A 16919-nucleotide genomic window follows, 5' to 3' on the forward strand; every position below is an offset into this window, starting at 1 on the left:
AAAAACGGCAAGGAAACAGGGCGAATGGCGCGCCTAAGCCGCTCAGGTCAGAAACCCGGCAAACGCTCAGCCAAGCGTCTGATTCTCTTTGTCTTCATTTTTGGCGCCGCCGCCCTCGTTGTCGCCCAGTCAGCCCCGCAGATCCGTCACGCGTTCGACCCCGTGCGCACCGCCGCCGGCGACCAGCTCGGCGGCAGTGACAGTATCAGCCTCTGGGCCCGAATCTCCGGCCAGGCCGCACGCGAACGCCGCATCCGCGACCTTGAGGCCGAAGTACGGGAACTGTCGCGCTACAAGGCCGCTGCCATCTCCATGGCCGAACGCCTTGAGGCCTACGAAAACATTCTCAACCTGATGGGCGAACCCCCGGTGCGCGGTGTCACCGCGCGCGTGACCGCCGAAAGCGACGGCCCCTTCGCGCAGACCCTGCTGGCCAATGCCGGCCGGGCACAGGGCGTCGATCCGGGCGCCATTGCGCTCAATGAAGGCGGCCTTGTCGGTCGCGTCATCCAGCTCGGCGAATATTCCTCGCGCATCCTCCTGATTACCGACTTCAACAGCCGCGTCCCGATCATGGGCGAAGTCAGCGGCGTCCGTGCGATCCTCTACGGTGGCCGCGATGGTCTCGGCAGCCTGACCGACCTGCCCGAGCGCAGCGGTTTCATCGAAGGCGAACGCATTCTCACATCTGCCGAAGGCGGGGCCTTCCCGCGCGGCCTCGTGGTTGGTGAAGCGCGTCTTCTCAGCGGCGACTGGCGCGTCAAGTTCGGCATGACCAAACGGTCGGGCGGTTATGTCCAGATGGTGCCGCCGCCGCTGATCGAAACGCCGGCGCCGATTGAAGATATTCCCGAACCGGACGCACCAGATGGTCCGGCCCAGGCCAGTGCTGCCCAGGGGGTGCGCCAATAATGGCCAGCCGCAAGTCCGGTCGCCCCAGCAAGAGCCTTTGGTCGCAAACCGGCCCCACGCCCCGCCTCCTGTTCGGTGCCTTCGCCATTGCCGCGATCGGCCTGCTGGGCCTGACGCCGAAAACCCTTTTCGGCCTGTCGATTGCCTGGCCCTATGCCGCGCTCTGGGGCGCCGTCGGCTGGGGCCGTGTCGGCCTGTCACTGCGGCCCATGGTGTTTCTCATCATCTTCGGCCTGATCCAGGATATCAGCTTCAATGCGCCGCTCGGCTGTTTCGTGATCGTCAATCTCGTCGTCTACGGGTTCAGCGCCTGGATCGCTTCCATGTTCGATGTCATGCACGAGCCACTCGTCGCCGTGATCGCGCCAGTCCTGCAATTCTTCACGGGGTTCCTCGTTCTCTGGCTGATGGCCAGTGCCCTTGAGGACCATGCCGTGCGCGCCACGCCGCTGGTGGCGGGGTTCCTGACGACGGGGATCATCTACGCGATTGCGCACAAGATGTTCGACCTCGGCCGCGCGCCCGGCCAGCCGGTAGGGCAGGCGACATGAAATCCAAGCGCAGCATCGAGGATGATTTCAGCCGCCGAGTGGTTCTCGCGGCCGGTGCGGGCGGTGTCGTCTGGGCCGGTCTCGTGGCGCGTCTCTTCCAGCTCCAGGTTCTGGAGCGCGAGAAATACCAGGCGGCCGCCGAAGACAACCATATCAAGCTCGCCCTGGCGCCGCCCCAGCGCGGGCGCATCCTCGATCGTTTCGGCAAGCCGCTGGCCTCCCATCGCCGGGCCGGTCGCGTGTCGATCGTGCCGGAACAGACGCAGGATCCAGCCGGCACGCTTGCCAGGATTGCCGCGCTGATCGACCTTCCGGACGAGCGGATCGAGAAAATCTCGCGCGAAATCACGGCCAGTCGGCGACGCAATGCCGGGTTCGTGCCGGTCATCGTGGCCAATGAACTGACCTATGAAGACTTCGCCCGCATGAACGTCCATGCGGCGGAAATCCCCGGCATCCAGGTCGAGATGGCCCTGACCCGGTCGTATCCGCGCGGTCGCGACCTCGCCCACGTCCTGGGCTATGTCGCCCGCGCCAGCCAGGACGATCTCACGCGCCTGTCGGCCGGCATGGTGGAAGACGAAGCCAATCGCCTCGAAAAACTGTTCCGCCATCCCGACATGCGCACCGGCCGCCAGGGCATGGAGCGTTTTGCCGAGGAATGGCTGCGCGGCAAGCCGGGTTTCCGCAAGCTCGTCACCAATGCCCATGGGCGGGTGATCGAGGAAATTCCCGACGAGAAGTTCGCGCCTGTGCCGGGCAAGGACCTCTTCGTCACCATCGATTCCGACCTGCAACGGGCCGCCATCGAACGCTTCGGCGAAGAGAGTGGCGCGGCCGTGGTGCTTGATGTCGAAACCGGCGACGTGCTGGCCATGGTCTCCACACCGGCCTTCGATCCCAATGATTTCGTCAACGGCATTTCGGGCTCTGCCTATGCCGAGCTGCGCGACAATCCGCGCTCGCCCCTCTATCCCCGCGCTCATGGCGGCGTGTATCCGCCGGGCTCGACCTTCAAGATGGTTGTGGCCACGGCCGCGCTTGAATCCGGCGCCGTCAAGCCGACCGACCGTGTGCATTGCAACCGCTACTATCATTTCGGCAACCGCACCTGGCACTGCTGGAAACCCGGCGGCCACGGCTCGGTCGACATGCATGGTGCCATCAAGGGCTCGTGCGACGTGTATTTCTATGAGATTGCCCGGCGCACCGGTGTCGACCAGATCGCGGCCACGGCCCGCAAGTTCGGTTTCGGTGAGGCGTGGACGCTGGGCATGACCGGCGCGCGCGGTGGCCTCGTACCGGATCGTGAATGGAAACAAAAAGCCCTCGGCGAGCAATGGTATGAAGGCGAAACGCTGAACTTCGGCATTGGCCAGGGCCAACTCGGCGTCACCCCACTGCAACTCGCCCTGATGACGGCGCGCATCGCCACCGAAGGGCGCAGTTTCAAGCCGAAACTGGTCGGCCTCGGCCCGAGGTCTGAAGAAGATGGCGTGCTCGACGCGCCGCTTGATGCCGAGATCATGCAGCGCATGAAGGCCGGCATGTATGGCGTCACGTCTGAAGGCGGCGGCACGGCCTATCGCTCAGGCGACCTTGGCCTCGGCGGCCCGCGTCTCGCCGGTAAGACCGGCACCGCCCAGGTCCGCCGCATCACGAAAGCCGAACGCGACAAGGGTATCCGCAAGGGCGTCAACATCGAGCGCGAATTGCGCGACCATGCGCTCTTTGTCGCCTATGCGCCGGCTGACGACCCGAAATACGCCATCGCCGTCGTTGTCGAACATGGCGAAGGTGGCTCGTCGACCGCCGCGCCTTTGGCACGCGACATCCTCCATTTCGCCCTCAAGAATGATAGCCGGCGCAAGCCGGTCTATGGCCAAACAGCGTCGATTACCCCGACCGGAACGGGAGAGCCGACATGAGCCGCGACGGTTATACCGGCTTCAGCCGCGGAGAGGCCCGCACGCGCACCGCCCGGTCGCTCTCGTTCGAGAATGTCGGCGCGCTCGGCAAGCTTGCGAAACTGCCCTGGGGCTTCATCCTCCTGATCGTCGCCATGGCGCTCACTGGCGTCGCGATGCTCTATTCCTCGGCGCATACCAACCCGGGCGAAGCCGATCTCTGGTTCCTGCAACTGACACGTTTCGGCATGAGCTTTGTCTTGATGCTGATCCTGGCCCTGTTGCCCCTGTCGCTATGGCGCACGCTGGCTATCCCGGCCTATGCCTTCACCATCCTCCTGCTCATCCTGGTCGAAGTGATGGGCGTCACGGGCGGCGGCGCCCAGCGCTGGCTGCAGATCGGCCCGGTCGCGGTCCAGCCGTCCGAATTCGCCAAGCTGGCCACGACAATGGCGCTCGCCTGGTATTATGATCGCGTCATCACGCCGACATCCGGGCGAATCCTCATTCATCTCGGCGCGCTTGTCATCATGCTGATACCGGCAACGCTGATCTTCAAGCAGCCGGATTTCGGCACCACGCTGGCGCTGGTCGCATCGGGCGGCGTAGTAATTTTTCTCGCGGGCCTGTCGCTGCGGGTCATCCTGTTCGGTGTGATTGCGGGCATCGCCGCCGTGCCGGGCGTCTATTTCATTCTGGCCGATTACCAGCGTGAGCGCGTTGATACGTTCCTGGCCCAATTGTCCGGCGAGTCGACCAATGCGCTGGGCGAGAGCTACCAGATCGAACAGGGCTTGATCGCGATCGGCGGGGGCGGGTTCAACGGCAAGGGCTGGCTCCAGGGTATCCAGTCCCAGCAGGACTATGTGCCCGAACAACATACCGATTTCATTCTCACAGTGATCGGCGAGGAATTCGGGTTCATCGGCACAACGACACTCCTGCTCGGTTTCGCCGTGATTCTCGGCTGGGCCATCCATTCGGCCTCCCAGTCCCAAAGCTGGTTCGGGCGCCTCGCCTCGGCCGGTGCGGCGGCGACAGTTGCGTTCTATATCGTCTTCAATGTCGGCATGGTCATCGGTCTCCTGCCGGTTGTCGGCATGCCCCTGCCTTTGATTTCGTATGGCGGCACAGCCATGCTCACGACCATGGCCTGCTTTGGCCTGATCCTGTCGGCGCACATGCACCGGGACGAAAAACTCTCCTCGACGGGGCTCATCTGACCCGCTAGCAGAACCCAGAATTGATTTTTATGCCGCGAACGCTAGGGTCGCGCGAAAACATTTACCCCGGGGAGAGGGCAACATATGGCAGGCGTCGGTCGCAAGACAGATACGTGGAGTTCGCGTTTCGGATTCATCATGGCGGCGGTCGGCTCGTCGGTCGGGCTCGGTAATTTCTGGCGGTTTCCTTACACCGCAGGCGAAGAGGGCGGCGGCGCCTTCATCCTGATCTACCTGCTCTGTGTCCTCATGATCGGGTTGCCGCTCCTGATGGCGGAATATGCGATGGGCCGTAAATCCGGCATGTCGGCCATCGAAGGCATCCAGTCGCTCGCCCGCGCGGAGAGCAAGAGCCAGAACTGGGGCATCGCGACCTGGATCGGCACGCTGACAGCCTTCTTCATCAGCACATTCTATGTCGTGATTTCGGCGTGGCTGCTGGCCTTCTTCATCCAGTCCTTCGGCGGTTTCGCGGGCATGGATGCCGCGGCCTCCGGCCAGAACTTCAATGACGTGATCGGGCAGGGGGAACACCCGCTTCGCTCGAAATGGTACATCCTCTTTCTCCTGGCATGTTTCATCGGCGCGAACGTGCTCGTGGTCGGACGCGGCATCAAGGGCGGCATCGAGCGGGCTTCGTCCATCCTGATGCCGGCTTTCTTCCTGATGCTGGTCGTTGTTGTCGGGTTTGCCGTAACGAATGGCGACACGGCCCGTGCCGCCGCCTTTATCCTTGAACCCAAATGGGAAGATGTCGGCTTCGGCACGTTCCTGGCCGCCATCGGCCAGGCCTTCTTCTCGATTGGTGTCGGTGTCGGCCTGATGGTCACCTACGGGGCCTACTTGTCGAAAGACACGAACATTCCGCGTTCCTCGCTGATTGTCGCCGGGTCTGACACGCTGGTGGCCCTGATTGCCGGCTTTGCCATCTTCCCGATCGTGTTTGCCGCCGGGCTTGACCCGGCAGGCGGCCCCAGCCTGTTCTTCGTCTCCATGCCGGTTGCGTTCGGCGCCATCCCGGGCGGAGAAATCTTCGCCACGGTCTTCTTTGCGCTGGCGCTTTTCGCCGCGTTCACATCGGCGATTTCGCTGATGGAAGTCAGCGTCTCATGGCTCGAGGAGCGCCAGGGCGTCACGCGCTTCGGTGCCGCGCTCGGCATCGGCTTCGCAATGTTCATGATCGGCGCGGCTTACGTCTTCTCGCTCGAATACCTCGACTTCATGGACTTCATGACCGAGGGCCTCCTGCTGCCGCTCGGCGGCTTGCTGACGGTGACGTTCGCTGGCTGGGTGCTCAGCCGCGACATGCTGACCTCGGAACTGGGCGAAGGCACGGTCATGAATATCTGGCGTTTCCTGGTACGCTGGTTCGTGCCGCCCTTCATCACGATCATTCTGGTCTTCGGCTTCATGGACAAGATCCAGGACACCTACAATGTGCCGCTGCCCGGCGTCCTGACCAAGCTGCTTGGTCCGAACACGGTCATGCCTGCAGACTAGGGCGAACCACGCCCCGGCCACCCCTTTGCCGCACCCTGACCCCCACCTTGCCTCCCCCTGAATAGGGAAGTCGGGTGGGGGTCTGCGGCCTGGTGGCACAGACTGGTTCCGGGGGGCTTATCCACCCCCTCCCGTACCCGGCGTATAATGCGCCGCGATGCCACCATTTTCCCTCCTCACCCCGATGCCGGGCCTGCCCTGGTACCTGCTGCCAATCTGGCCGCTCATCTTCTGGCGCATCCAGCGCCTGAAGGCATGGTTCAGGGTGGCGGGCGGCCCCGGCTCCCAAATGCTATGGGGCGTTATGTGGAACGGGCGGGTGGTAATTATCCAGCTCTCGGATGATCTCTCCGGGCATCCTTCGGGCTGTTTCCGGGCGCCTGTCCGGGATCGGCTGCGCCGCGCCCTCTCAGCCGGCACCAGCTTTCCGTGTCCCCTGCGCAGGCAGGGGCAACGACGCTCGGAAATCCGCAAGCGAGGCGACGCGGCCCAACTTGCGCGGGGAACACGGTCCTGTGGGCTGCCATTGCCCCATACCTGACCCATACCGCCACCACACAACACCGATACCCGCCCCAAGCGCCCTCACAGGCGCCGCAGGCGCAGGCGTCAGGCTTTGACGGCGGGCAGGAAGTTTTCGGCCATATCGTCCGTGGCCTGTATCAACTTATCGACAATACCCGGTTCCATCGAGGAATGCCCGGCATCCGGAATGATGTGCAGGTCGGCTTTTGGCCAGGCCTTCGACAGCGCCCAGGCCGTCGACAGCGGCGTCACCACGTCATAGCGGCCGTGAACGATGACGCCCGGCACGTTCTGCAGGGTACGCGCGGCCTCCTCGAGCAGCCAGGTATCATGCGCGAAGAAGCCGCGATTGATGAAATAGTGGCATTCGATCCGCGCAAAGGCATCGACGAAATCATCCTCGTTGAAGCGCGGCGGCGTCGTTACTGGTCCCTTGATCGACAGGGTTTCGCCTTCCCAGCGGGCCCAGGCCCGGGCCGCCTCGATGCGGGCGGTCTTGTCGCTGCCGATCAGGCGTTTGTGGAAGGCACTGAGCAGGTCGCCGCGTTCGGCGTCGGGAATCGGGGCGACATAGCGGTCAAAGGAATCCGGGAACAGGCGGCTGGCGCCGGACTGGTAGAACCAGCTGATCTCGGCCTTCGAGACAAGGAACACGCCGCGCAGGACGATGCCGAGGACCCGTTCGGTGTGGGTCACGCCATAGGCGAGCGACAGCGTCGAGCCCCACGAGCCGCCAAAAACGACCCACTGGTTCACGCCGACATGCTCGCGCAGCTTTTCCATGTCGTCGACAAGGTCCCAGGTCGTGTTCTCGCGCAGTTCCGAATGCGGCGTCGAACGTCCGCATCCGCGCTGGTCGAACAGGAAGATCCTGTAGCGCGCCGGGTCGAAGAACCGTCTCATTTCGGGATTCGAGCCGCCGCCCGGTCCGCCGTGAAGTGCAACAACTGGTACACCTTCCGGATTTCCCGATTCCTCCCAGTAGATTTCGTGCACATCAGAGACGCGCAGGCGCCCGCTGCGCCGGGATTCGTGCCTCGGATACAAAGTTCGGCGGGTTTGGCGTTTATTCATACGTTCTTCACTATTTGGCAGCCAGTCTGGGAACAATGACTGGACTTGGCTAATTACCATTCGTAAGACTTATTACGGGTGGGGACCCGATCAGGTGTGTAGGTGGCCGATTGATGCGTAGCGTAATACTGACAGTTTCCCTATGCCTTCTAGGCGGTTGCGCAACCGTGTCCATGGTTCCGGGCCAGGCAACAGTTGTCAGCGGGCTGTCGCATAACCAGTCGGCCCTGCGCAAGGTTTCAGGCGATTATTGTGACGAAGCCGTCAAGTCGGGCTGGGTTCAGGCGTCCGGCGGTCTTGCCGGCCTTGCCGATACGCTGATCAATGGACGCGACTCGACGGTCGAAGATTATGCCTCGCGCATCGGCGCAGACAAGAATGCGCCTGCGCTCGTCCTGTCTCGCATTTCGTCCGACGCCCAGTCGGCCCGGTCAGGCCTGGCCAATGTCTCCGGTGAGGCAGACATCATGCTCCGCAGCACTGACAGCGATTCCGCCACCCGCGCCGACGTAATGAGTTTCGAGCGCGCGCTTGTGCGTGCCCAGATGGCCTACCGCAATTTCCAGGGCGCCCTCAGCACGGTTGCCGCCCGCGATGACATGGACATGGACACCGCGCCGATCGATGCCGAACTCGCCGATTTTGCCGATACGATTGATGCAGCCCGCAAGACGGCTGACGGCCTGGCCGACAAGTACGCCTCGCTCAATTCCAAATCGTCCTAGCGCCGCGTCGCGCCTGCCGCGACAAGCGCCCATCCAGCCAGAAACGATACCCCGCCCAGCGGCACGATTGCGCCCAGCCAGCGCGGGGCACCGACGGCCATCGCATAGAGGCAGCCGGAAAAGACCAGCACGCCAAGCATGAAGGCCCACCCGCCCCCTCGTACAAGGCCAGTGCGATCCGACAGCGCAACCGCCAGCGCCGCCGCTGCATGGACCAGCGCGTAGAGGGTCGCTGTCTGCCACCAGCCTGCTGCCTCGGCGCTGAGTGTTAGGCCGTGCGCGCCGAATGCCCCCAGCGCCACGCCGGAAAATCCGGCCAGGGCTGCGCCAAACGCCAGTCGGTTCATTGCGCGGTCTCCGTCTTGCGGGGGAGGGCATAGGTGACCACGGCATGGCTCGACGGTTTTTCAGCACCCTCGATCCTCACGTCGACATCCATCACCGCCAGCGCCTGTCCTATCTTCATCACCCTTGCATCCGCCACGACTACATCGCCGATACAGGGCCTGAGGAAATTGATGCTCAGATTGCTCGTCACGGTCATCGGCTCGTGCCCGGTAAAGGTCATCACGGCCATATAGGCAACTGAATCGACGAGGCTCATCTGGGTCGGTCCGGAAATGTATCCGCCCGGCCGCAAATGTGTTTCGTCGGCGACCAGCCGCATCTTTGCGCGGCCTTCCTCCATCAGGACAACCTCGCTTCGATTGCCGGTGTTAGGGAACGCCGCCGCGAGGAACGTATTGGCCTCGTCAGCCGTCATGCGTGTTGTCAATTGATCGCCTCCCTTTGCGTCACCCCTTGCTGGGGCCGCCTGCTTCGTCCACCCTAAAGCCGACTGATCACCCGCCAAGAGGTGACGCCAAGGAAGGATATCCCATGCTCAGCGCCGGTGACGAATACCCGATCCACCAGACCCCCGAACCCGTTGCCTATTCAGGCTCTGACCGCAATTTCTACGACCGCTACTTCTTCAACGGCTACAGCGCTGACGGGTCCACATTCTTCGCTGCCGCAATGGGCGTCTACCCGCATCTCAACATTATCGATGGGGCCGTTTCCATACTCCGCAACGGCAAACAGTCGAGCGTCTACCTGTCCCGCCCGCTCAATATGGAACGGATGGACACCCATGTCGGCCCGCTCTCTGTCGAGGTCGTGGAGCCGCTGAAGAAGATCCGCCTGCGTCTCGAGGAGACCGAGGGCCTCGCGCTCGACGTTGAATTCGAAGGCCGGGCCTTCCCGATCGAAGAACCCCGCTTCACGCGCCGCCTCGGCCCGCGCATGATGATGGACCTCACCCGCATGACCCAGAACGGCCGCTGGTCCGGCAGCGTTCGCGTCGATGATGAATCGATCAAGGTCAGCCCCAACGACTTCACCGGCACCCGTGACCGGTCTTGGGGTGTGCGTCCCATCGGCGCCGCCGATCCCCAGCCCCTGATCCCGGCCCCGAAGCCGCAATTCTACTGGATCTGGACGCCGACCAATTTCCCGAACCTGTCCTTGTTCTACCACGTCAATCATGACGAGACGGGAACGCCGTGGAACACGCGGGCCGTTATCGTGCCGGACGGCGTTGCACAGGGCGAGGGCATGCATCTCTCCGACGCCCAGATGACCGTCAACTACGCTCCCGGTACGCGCCGCATGGCCAGTGCCTGGCTCGAGGCCAATGATGTGCAGGGCCGCGCGCACAAGGTCACGTTCGAGCCCATGGGCACCTTCCTGATGAAGGGGATCGGTTACGGCCATGACAAGTACAAGCATGGCATCTTCCGCGGCGACCAGCTCGCCATCGCCCGCGAGGATTTCGAGCCTGCGAATATGCCATGGCAGGTGCCCGAGAACCTGCACATTCAGGAAATAGTCCGTGCCCGGCATGAAGGACCGGATGGCCTCGGTTCCGAAGGCATCGGCACGTTCGAGCAACTCTTCATGGGGCCGCACGCGCCGAGCGGCTTCAAGGATATCCTCGACGGGGCCAAGTAGGCCGCCTCACCCAGCTAGGCATTCAGGCCCTGCCAGGCCTGCATCGCCAGGCTGATCGCGCGCATGTCGCCTGTCGTCGTGCCTTCCATGCGGTTCATCGCATAAGCGATGGTCGTATGTGACTGCATGTCGATCAGTGCCAGCGATCCGCCATAACCGCCCCAGAACATGGAATGCTCGTTGAGCGCAGGCGACAGCGGCCCTGACAAGCCGAAACCGAGGCCATAGCGTACCGGGATGCCGAGCACGAGGTCGGTGCCTTCGATCTGTTCCTCAAGCGCCTTGCGGCAGCCAGCCTCGCTCATGAAGCGCTTGCCGCCTGCCATGCCACCATTGGCGAGAATCGTATGGATCGTCGCGACCGCGCGCGCGTTGCTCGTGCCGCCTGCGGCAGGAATCTCGGCGCCGCGCCAGGCGCGCGTGCGCGTCGCGCTGACATCGATGCCGGGATTGTTGGTCATGTTCTTCTGGACAAAGCTTTGCTCGCCATCGCCGGTTATGCTTGTCACTGCCGGCGGTTTCAGGTCGGCGACGCGGGCATCGTCGGAAGCGGGCAGGCCGATATGGAAATCGGCGCCCAGTGGCCCGGTGATTTCCTCGCGAAACACAGTGCCGAGCGACTTGCCCGCGATCCGCCGCACCACTTCGCCGACCAGGTAGCCTTGCGTGATCGCGTGATAGCCCGGCGCCGTACCCGGATCCCAGAACGGGGCCTGCGCTGCGAGAAGGCTGGTCGCCTTGTCCCAGTCATACAGGTCCTCGGTTTTAATTTGTTCCTTCCACCCGGACAACCCGGCAGAATGGCTCATCAGGTGGCTGACCTTGATGTCCGCTTTGCCGTTCGCCGCAAATTCCGGCCAGTATTTCGCGACGGGTGCATCAAAGTCGAGTTCGCCCCGGTCGGCCAGCAACAGGGCCGTCAGCGCGGTCATCGTCTTGGTGGTCGAGTAGACGTTGACGATCGTGTCCTTTTCCCACGGCCGGGTCTTGTCCGGGTCGGCATAACCGCCCCAGAGGTCGACAACGGTTTCGCCATCCTTCGTGACACAGAACGACGCGCCGATATCAGCGCCCGTGTCCAGGTGGGTCTGGAACTGGTCGCGTACGCCTTCGAATTTTTCGTGAACGAATCCCTGAACCTGAGTGTCCGCCATCGCCTGTTCTTCCCTCCGCTTGTTTGCGGAAACTCTAGGAGTGCCATTCGCGACGTGCAACGTCTTCCGGAACGGCAAGGAGCGGAGTGTCAGGCCTGCGGGGAAGGCAGGGTCGCTCGCTCTGACTCCCCGAATATGCTTGGCCGCAACCATGACTTGATGTTTCGCGTCAAGGCCGGTTCGCCCTGCACATAGAGGTCGCCGGACTGGATCGCATCGCGATAGGTCCGGTCACCCATCCAGACATCATGCATGGTGCGCAAGGTGCAGGTGAAGTACACATTAACGTCCTTGCCGGGATTCTGCAGGCAAAGGTCGACATTGTCGTTCCTGATCAGCAGCCAATAATCGCGCTGTTCGACAAGGTCCGTGAATTTGAACTGGATGACGTTTTCGCTGCCGATCATTTTCGATGGATCTACGCTTCGCTCCAGGTAAAGCAGCATGAAATCAACGTCGAGATCATCGTCCAGAACGTTGTGGCGCGCCCAGCACAGGCCCCATTCGCCGAGCGAGACCAAGACTGGCAACAGCGCCTTGCAGGCCTCCGTCGGATAGTATTCGTACCCTTTCTGGCCGGCGATCTTTTTCCGGACGATCATTCCCTGTTCTTCCAGTGACTTCAGGCGACTGGTCAGCAAGGCGGGGGAAATGTCTCCGAGACCGCGCTGCAATACATTGAACCGGGACCCTCCCATCAGGATTTCGCGAACGATCATGATCGTCCACTTTTCGCCGAGTATCTCCGTCGCTTTCGCAATCGGGCAAAATTGTCCGTATTTCATGAGGCACCTCCCAAGGGCGCTTTCAGGCGGGCATGATAGCTTCTGAAGTGGGTTACTTTACATTCTGAAGTGCTTCGCTTCAACGCGTGAACTATAACACAATGAGAAACCAGCGCATTTATCCCCTGTCGCCGGATCATCCGGCCACGTAAAACAGGAGAATCGAAATGCCTCTCGTCACGATCGATGTCATAAAGGACGTCTTTACACCCAAGCAAAAGGCTGACGTCATTCAAAAAGTCACCGAGACCATGGTCGCGATTGAAGGCGAAGCCCTGCGGTCCGTTACCTGGGTCCGCATCAACGAAGTCGAGCAGGGCGACTGGGGAATTGGTGGCCAGTTGCTGCGCGCTGCAGATGTTCACGCCATGGCGGCTGCCGGTGCCAAGGCTGAAGAAACCGCCTGAGCCCAACAGGGAGACGCCACATCCGCGTGGTGTCTCCGGTTCCGGTCCCAAGGAGAAGACCATGCCCTTTGACACAATGATGCAGGATACAGCTGCCGAGCTTGGCGCGGCATTTGCGGGCCGATCGGCCGGATTTGAATGCAAGGATGAATTCGTCCATGAAAATTACGATGCCTTGAAGGCGCGAAAAATATTCTCGGCACAGGTGCCGGAATACCTCGGTGGGGAAGGCGTCTCGCACCGCGAGATGTGTGCCTTCCTGCGTCGCCTGGCTCATGATTGTCCGTCTACGGCATTGGCGGTATCGATGCACCAGCATCTCGTCTCGGCCGCCCGGAAGAACCATGAAGACGGCAAGGCCGGGAAGGCCCTGCTGGAAAAGGTCGCCGACGGCGAGCTGGTTCTCGTCAGCACGGGCGCCAATGACTGGCTCGACTCCAATGGCGAGGCCCACAAGGTCGAAGGCGGTTATCGCATCAAGGCCGTGAAACCGTTCGGCAGTGGCTCGCCGCGCGGCGACATCGCGATCACGTCTTGTGCCTTTGATTGCCCGGACGAAGGCCCCTCGGTCCTGCATTTCCCGGTCTCGCTCAAGGCCGAAGGCGTTGAACTCCTCGGTGACTGGGAAGCCATGGGCATGCGGGCCACCGGCTCGCAGACTATCCGGTTCAACGATGTGTTCGTACCGGATGCCTCTGTCGGCCTGAAGCGCCCGCGCGGACCCTATCACCCTGCGTTCAGCGTGATCGTCACGGTGGCGTTGCCGCTGATCATGTCGGTCTATGTCGGCGTGGCCGAATCTGCCGCTTCGCTGGCTCGCGAGAAGGCGAGGGCGCGCGCCGATGATCCGGTCACGGCGCTTCAGGTTGGCGAACTGGAAAACCTGCTCGTCACCGCGCAGATCTCGGTCGATTCCATGATCGCGCTTTGCGACGATCTCGCCTTTATACCGGGCGAAGCGCTGGCCAGCCAAGTCATGTCGCGCAAGACAATCTGTGCCAATGCCGTGATCGCTGCCGCAGAGAAGGCGCTGGAAGTGTGCGGAGGCGCCGGATTCATGCGCAAGACCGGTATCGAACGCCTGCTGCGCGACGCCCATGCCGGCCAGTTCCACCCGCTGCCGGAAAAGCGCCAGCAAATGTTCACCGGCCGCGTCGCGCTTGGGCTAACGCCGGTTTAATTGCCGGTCAAGAAAATCAGCCCCAGAGCGCGGCCGACGGTGGGTCGATCCAGCCATCGCGATAGGTCAGGCCATCGGCGACATCGTCCTTCAGCCAGAGTGGACCGTCGAGATCAGCCGCGTCGCACAGGCCGGCCAGCAGCACGGCGGGTGCCATCGAGATCGAACCGGCCACCATGCAGCCGACCATCACGCCCATGCCGCTTGCGCGAGCTGAACGGACCATGGCCAGTGCCTCGGTCAGGCCGCCAGCCTTGTCGAGTTTCACGTTGACCGCGTCATAGCGCCGGGCAAGGTCCTGGATTTCGGCGGACGTATGTGCACTCTCGTCGGCGCAGATTGCGACCGGGCCGGGTCGTCGTTCGAGTGCTTCGTCCTTGCCGGCCGGGAAGGGCTGCTCGATCAAAACGACGCCGAGGTCGGCTGCCGCGCGTGTGATGGCCGGGAATTCGGCCGGAACGATGCCCTCATTGGCATCAAGAATCAGCCGCGCGTCGGGCCGTGCCGCGTGAACCGCCTCGATCCGTTCCAGGTCTTCGGCCCCGCCAAGCTTCAGTTTCAGCAACCGTCCCTGGATCTCGCGAGCCGCCTCGGCCATTTTCTCCGGCGTGTCCAGGCTGACAGTGACCGCAGTTTCCACCGGCTTCGGTTCGGGCAGGCCGGCCAGCTGCCAGACTGGCGTGCCGCTTGCCTTGGCCTCAAGGTCCCACAGCGCGCAGTCGACCGCGCAGCGCGCTGCGCCAGCCGGCATCTGTGCCTGCAGGTCTTCGCGTGTCAGGCCGTTCTCGATGGCCTCGCGCAGGGTTTCGATCGTGGCCATCACGCTCTCGACCGTCTCGCCATAGCGCCCGTAGGGCACGCATTCGCCCCACCCGGCGGTTCCGCCTTGCTGCAGCCTTACCCGTACAGTCTCGGCGCTTGTCTTCGACCCCCGCGAAATCGCAAAAGCAGCCTTCAGCGGCGACGATACGGGCGTGATGTCGAGAAGCCGATTGCTCATAGCCAATCCTGATCGATCAAATTTGATCTTTTCCAATGCCCTTGCCTTAAGCATGTTTTGCTAGGCAAGTCAGGTAGTTACACGCTGATGGCAAACACTGTCCCTCCCGATTTCGCGCTTGATCAAGGCGACGAAGGTTCCATTCTCCGCGTCAGCGGGGATTGGACGGTCGCGACTGTGCCCGGGGTGGACGAAGCCCTGCGCGATCTGTCTCCCCGCGCGCCCCTGCGCCTCGACGTGACGGGGCTCGGGCGGCTCGACACGGCTGGCGCCTTTGTCCTCGACCGCACCCTGCGCGCAGCCATGCCGGGAACCGAGGCCCCTGCAGAGATCATCGGAGACCATCCGGCGGCGCGCAGCCTGATCGCACAGGTTCACGCCGTCTCCGCGCCGGCACCGCCGCCAGCCGTCCAGACGGGCGGCGTCATGGCCATGCTCGAGCGCACGGGGGAGGGTTTCCTCAAGGTCGTGTCGGAAATCATCGCCACGCTGGCCTTTCTCGGCGAGACCCTCGTCACGTGCGGGCGCCTCCTGCTCAGCCCCTGGAAACTGCGCTGGACCTCCATCGTCTCGGTGATGGAGGAGGCGGGCCTCGACGCCCTGCCGATCATCGCTTTCCTGTCCTTTTTTGTCGGCATGGTGGTTGCCTTCATCGGTGCTACGACGCTCAGCGATTTCGACCTCCAGATCTACACGGTGGAACTGATCGGCTATTCCGAGCTGCGTGAATTCGGCGTTGTGCTGACCGGCATCGTGCTGGCGGGCCGTACCAATTCCTCGTTCACCGCGCAGATCGGCACCATGAAGATGCGCCAGGAAATCGACGCCATGCAAACCCTCGGCCTGAAGCCGATGGACGTGCTGGTTGCTCCGCGCGTTCTGGCCATGGTGGCGATGACGCCCGTGCTCACCTTTGTTGCTACGCTGGCCGGTATTGCTGGCGGCATCATGGTCGGCTGGCTCTCGCTCGATATCAATCCCGGGGTGTTCATCGAGCGGTTGCGCACGTCCGTGCCGCTCGACCAGTTCTGGGTCGGCATGTCCAAGGCGCCGGTCTTCGGCTTCGTGTGTGCGCTGATTGCCTGCCGCCAGGGCCTGAATGTCGGTGGCAGCGTCCAGTCGCTCGGCCATGCCACGACGACGTCGGTGGTGCAGGCCCTGTTCGCCATTATCGTGCTCGATGCCATGTTCGCGGTCTTCTACATGGAGATGGGGATATGACGGATGACATCATCATCCGCATCCGGGGCCTCAAGACGGCCTATGGCAGCCATGTCGTCCATGAGAATCTCGACCTGGATATCTGCCGCGGCGAGATCATCGGCATTATCGGCCCGTCGGGCTGCGGCAAGTCGGTCCTCCTGCGCGCCATTGTCGGCCTGAAGCAGCCGGCCGCCGGAAGCATAGAAGTGTTTGGGCGCCGCCTTGAAACGCTGGATCCGTTTGAACGCGCCGCCGTTGAGCGCCGCTGGGGCGTGATGTTCCAGGACGGCGCCTTGTTCTCGAACCTCACCGTGCGAGAGAACGTCGAAGTGCCCATGAAAGAGCACACGAATCTGGGGCCGCAATTGCGCGAGGAACTCGCCGACATGAAGATCCGCTTGGCCGGCCTCGGGCCGGATGCGGGCGCGAAATACCCCTCGGACCTGTCCGGCGGCATGCGCAAGCGCGCAGCTCTCGCCCGGTCCCTCGCGCTCGACCCGGAACTCCTGTTCCTGGACGAACCGACCGCCGGTCTCGACCCGATCACGGCGTCGGGATTCGATGCCCTGGTGCGCAAGCTGCAGCAGGCGCTCGGCCTGACGGTCTTCCTCGTGACGCATGATGTCGATACGCTGCATGCAACCTGCGACCGGATTGCGGTGCTCGGTGAGAAACACGTGCTCGCGGTCGGGACGATTGAAGAACTTCGCACGGTCGATCATCCGTGGGTGCAGGAATATTTTGGCGGGCCGCGTGGCCGGGCCGCTACGGGACACTAGAA

18 protein-coding genes are annotated in these 16919 nt (G+C 62.9%); 12 read left to right on the plus strand and 6 right to left on the minus strand.

The window, feature by feature from the left end:
- Positions 1-24: 24 nt before the first annotated feature.
- The 6 genes from mreC to AC0L7I_RS07030 all read left to right on the plus strand — a co-directional run bounded on the left by mreC (position 25) and on the right by AC0L7I_RS07030 (position 6634).
- The gene (gene mreC, locus AC0L7I_RS07005) at positions 25-912 is read left to right on the plus strand and encodes a rod shape-determining protein MreC (RefSeq protein WP_473398832.1); all 888 of its coding nucleotides are present in this window, start codon (positions 25-27) and stop codon (positions 910-912) included.
- Positions 912-1463 (plus strand): hypothetical protein, encoded by a 552-nt coding sequence (locus AC0L7I_RS07010; RefSeq protein WP_473398833.1) that lies wholly within the window; start codon positions 912-914, stop codon positions 1461-1463. The genes mreC and AC0L7I_RS07010 overlap by 1 nt, the downstream gene beginning before the upstream one ends.
- A complete protein-coding gene (gene mrdA, locus AC0L7I_RS07015; RefSeq protein ID WP_473398834.1) occupies positions 1460-3391 on the plus strand; it encodes a penicillin-binding protein 2 in 1932 nt (643 codons plus the stop codon). Before AC0L7I_RS07010 ends, mrdA begins: the two co-directional genes overlap by 4 nt.
- Positions 3388-4593, plus strand: coding sequence for a rod shape-determining protein RodA (gene rodA, locus AC0L7I_RS07020; RefSeq protein WP_473398835.1), 1206 nt, complete (start codon positions 3388-3390; stop codon positions 4591-4593). Before mrdA ends, rodA begins: the two co-directional genes overlap by 4 nt.
- A gap of 84 nt (positions 4594-4677) precedes the next feature.
- Entirely contained in the window at positions 4678-6093 is a 1416-nt protein-coding gene (locus AC0L7I_RS07025) for a sodium-dependent transporter (protein WP_473398836.1), read from the plus strand.
- 157 nt (positions 6094-6250) lie between these two features.
- Positions 6251-6634: a hypothetical protein gene (locus AC0L7I_RS07030; RefSeq protein ID WP_473398837.1), complete on the plus strand. Its 384-nt coding sequence runs from the start codon at positions 6251-6253 to the stop codon at positions 6632-6634.
- Between the two features lie 68 nt (positions 6635-6702).
- On the opposite strand, the gene pip is transcribed toward AC0L7I_RS07030, so the two are convergent.
- Complete coding sequence (gene pip / locus AC0L7I_RS07035; RefSeq protein ID WP_473398838.1) at positions 6703-7692, minus strand: prolyl aminopeptidase; 990 nt, start codon at positions 7690-7692, stop codon at positions 6703-6705.
- Positions 7693-7859: 167 nt separating this feature from the next.
- Here pip and AC0L7I_RS07040 point away from each other — a divergent pair, with 167 nt between their 5' ends.
- Positions 7860-8417 carry a hypothetical protein gene (locus tag AC0L7I_RS07040; RefSeq protein WP_473398839.1) on the plus strand — a complete coding sequence of 186 codons (558 nt, stop codon included), beginning with the start codon at positions 7860-7862 and terminating at the stop codon, positions 8415-8417.
- Here the strand turns inward: AC0L7I_RS07040 and AC0L7I_RS07045 are convergent.
- Positions 8414-8764 (minus strand): DUF423 domain-containing protein, encoded by a 351-nt coding sequence (locus tag AC0L7I_RS07045; RefSeq protein ID WP_473398840.1) that lies wholly within the window; start codon positions 8762-8764, stop codon positions 8414-8416. The two genes, AC0L7I_RS07040 and AC0L7I_RS07045, sit on opposite strands and share 4 nt — an antisense overlap.
- On the minus strand, positions 8761-9192 hold the full coding sequence (locus AC0L7I_RS07050; RefSeq protein ID WP_473398841.1) for a PaaI family thioesterase: 432 nt from the start codon (positions 9190-9192) through the stop codon (positions 8761-8763). The genes AC0L7I_RS07045 and AC0L7I_RS07050 overlap by 4 nt, the downstream gene beginning before the upstream one ends.
- A 104-nt stretch (positions 9193-9296) precedes the next feature.
- Between AC0L7I_RS07050 and AC0L7I_RS07055 the strand changes: the two genes are divergently transcribed.
- A complete protein-coding gene (locus tag AC0L7I_RS07055; RefSeq protein WP_473398842.1) occupies positions 9297-10409 on the plus strand; it encodes an Rv3169 family protein in 1113 nt (370 codons plus the stop codon).
- Positions 10410-10423: 14 nt separating this feature from the next.
- Here the strand turns inward: AC0L7I_RS07055 and AC0L7I_RS07060 are convergent, their stop codons facing one another.
- Positions 10424-11563: a serine hydrolase domain-containing protein gene (locus AC0L7I_RS07060; protein ID WP_473398843.1), complete on the minus strand. Its 1140-nt coding sequence runs from the start codon at positions 11561-11563 to the stop codon at positions 10424-10426.
- Between the two features lie 89 nt (positions 11564-11652).
- Positions 11653-12348: a winged helix-turn-helix transcriptional regulator gene (locus AC0L7I_RS07065; RefSeq protein WP_473398844.1), complete on the minus strand. Its 696-nt coding sequence runs from the start codon at positions 12346-12348 to the stop codon at positions 11653-11655.
- Between the two features lie 167 nt (positions 12349-12515).
- Here AC0L7I_RS07065 and AC0L7I_RS07070 point away from each other — a divergent pair, with 167 nt between their 5' ends.
- Both AC0L7I_RS07070 and AC0L7I_RS07075 read left to right on the plus strand, forming a co-directional pair.
- Complete coding sequence (locus tag AC0L7I_RS07070) at positions 12516-12755, plus strand: tautomerase family protein (protein ID WP_473398845.1); 240 nt, start codon at positions 12516-12518, stop codon at positions 12753-12755.
- Between the two features lie 61 nt (positions 12756-12816).
- Positions 12817-13935 carry an acyl-CoA dehydrogenase family protein gene (locus AC0L7I_RS07075; protein WP_473398846.1) on the plus strand — a complete coding sequence of 373 codons (1119 nt, stop codon included), beginning with the start codon at positions 12817-12819 and terminating at the stop codon, positions 13933-13935.
- A gap of 16 nt (positions 13936-13951) precedes the next feature.
- Here AC0L7I_RS07075 and dgcA read toward each other — a convergent pair whose 3' ends face one another.
- The gene (dgcA, locus tag AC0L7I_RS07080) at positions 13952-14935 is read right to left on the minus strand and encodes an N-acetyl-D-Glu racemase DgcA (protein ID WP_473398847.1); all 984 of its coding nucleotides are present in this window, start codon (positions 14933-14935) and stop codon (positions 13952-13954) included.
- 87 nt (positions 14936-15022) lie between these two features.
- Between dgcA and AC0L7I_RS07085 the strand changes: the two genes are divergently transcribed.
- Both AC0L7I_RS07085 and AC0L7I_RS07090 read left to right on the plus strand, forming a co-directional pair.
- Positions 15023-16156, plus strand: coding sequence for an MlaE family lipid ABC transporter permease subunit (locus AC0L7I_RS07085; protein ID WP_473398848.1), 1134 nt, complete (start codon positions 15023-15025; stop codon positions 16154-16156).
- Complete coding sequence (locus AC0L7I_RS07090) at positions 16153-16917, plus strand: ABC transporter ATP-binding protein (protein WP_473398849.1); 765 nt, start codon at positions 16153-16155, stop codon at positions 16915-16917. Before AC0L7I_RS07085 ends, AC0L7I_RS07090 begins: the two co-directional genes overlap by 4 nt.
- Positions 16918-16919: the final 2 nt, after the last annotated feature.

It is taken from the genome of Hyphomonas sp. J20-32 (assembly GCF_055808555.1).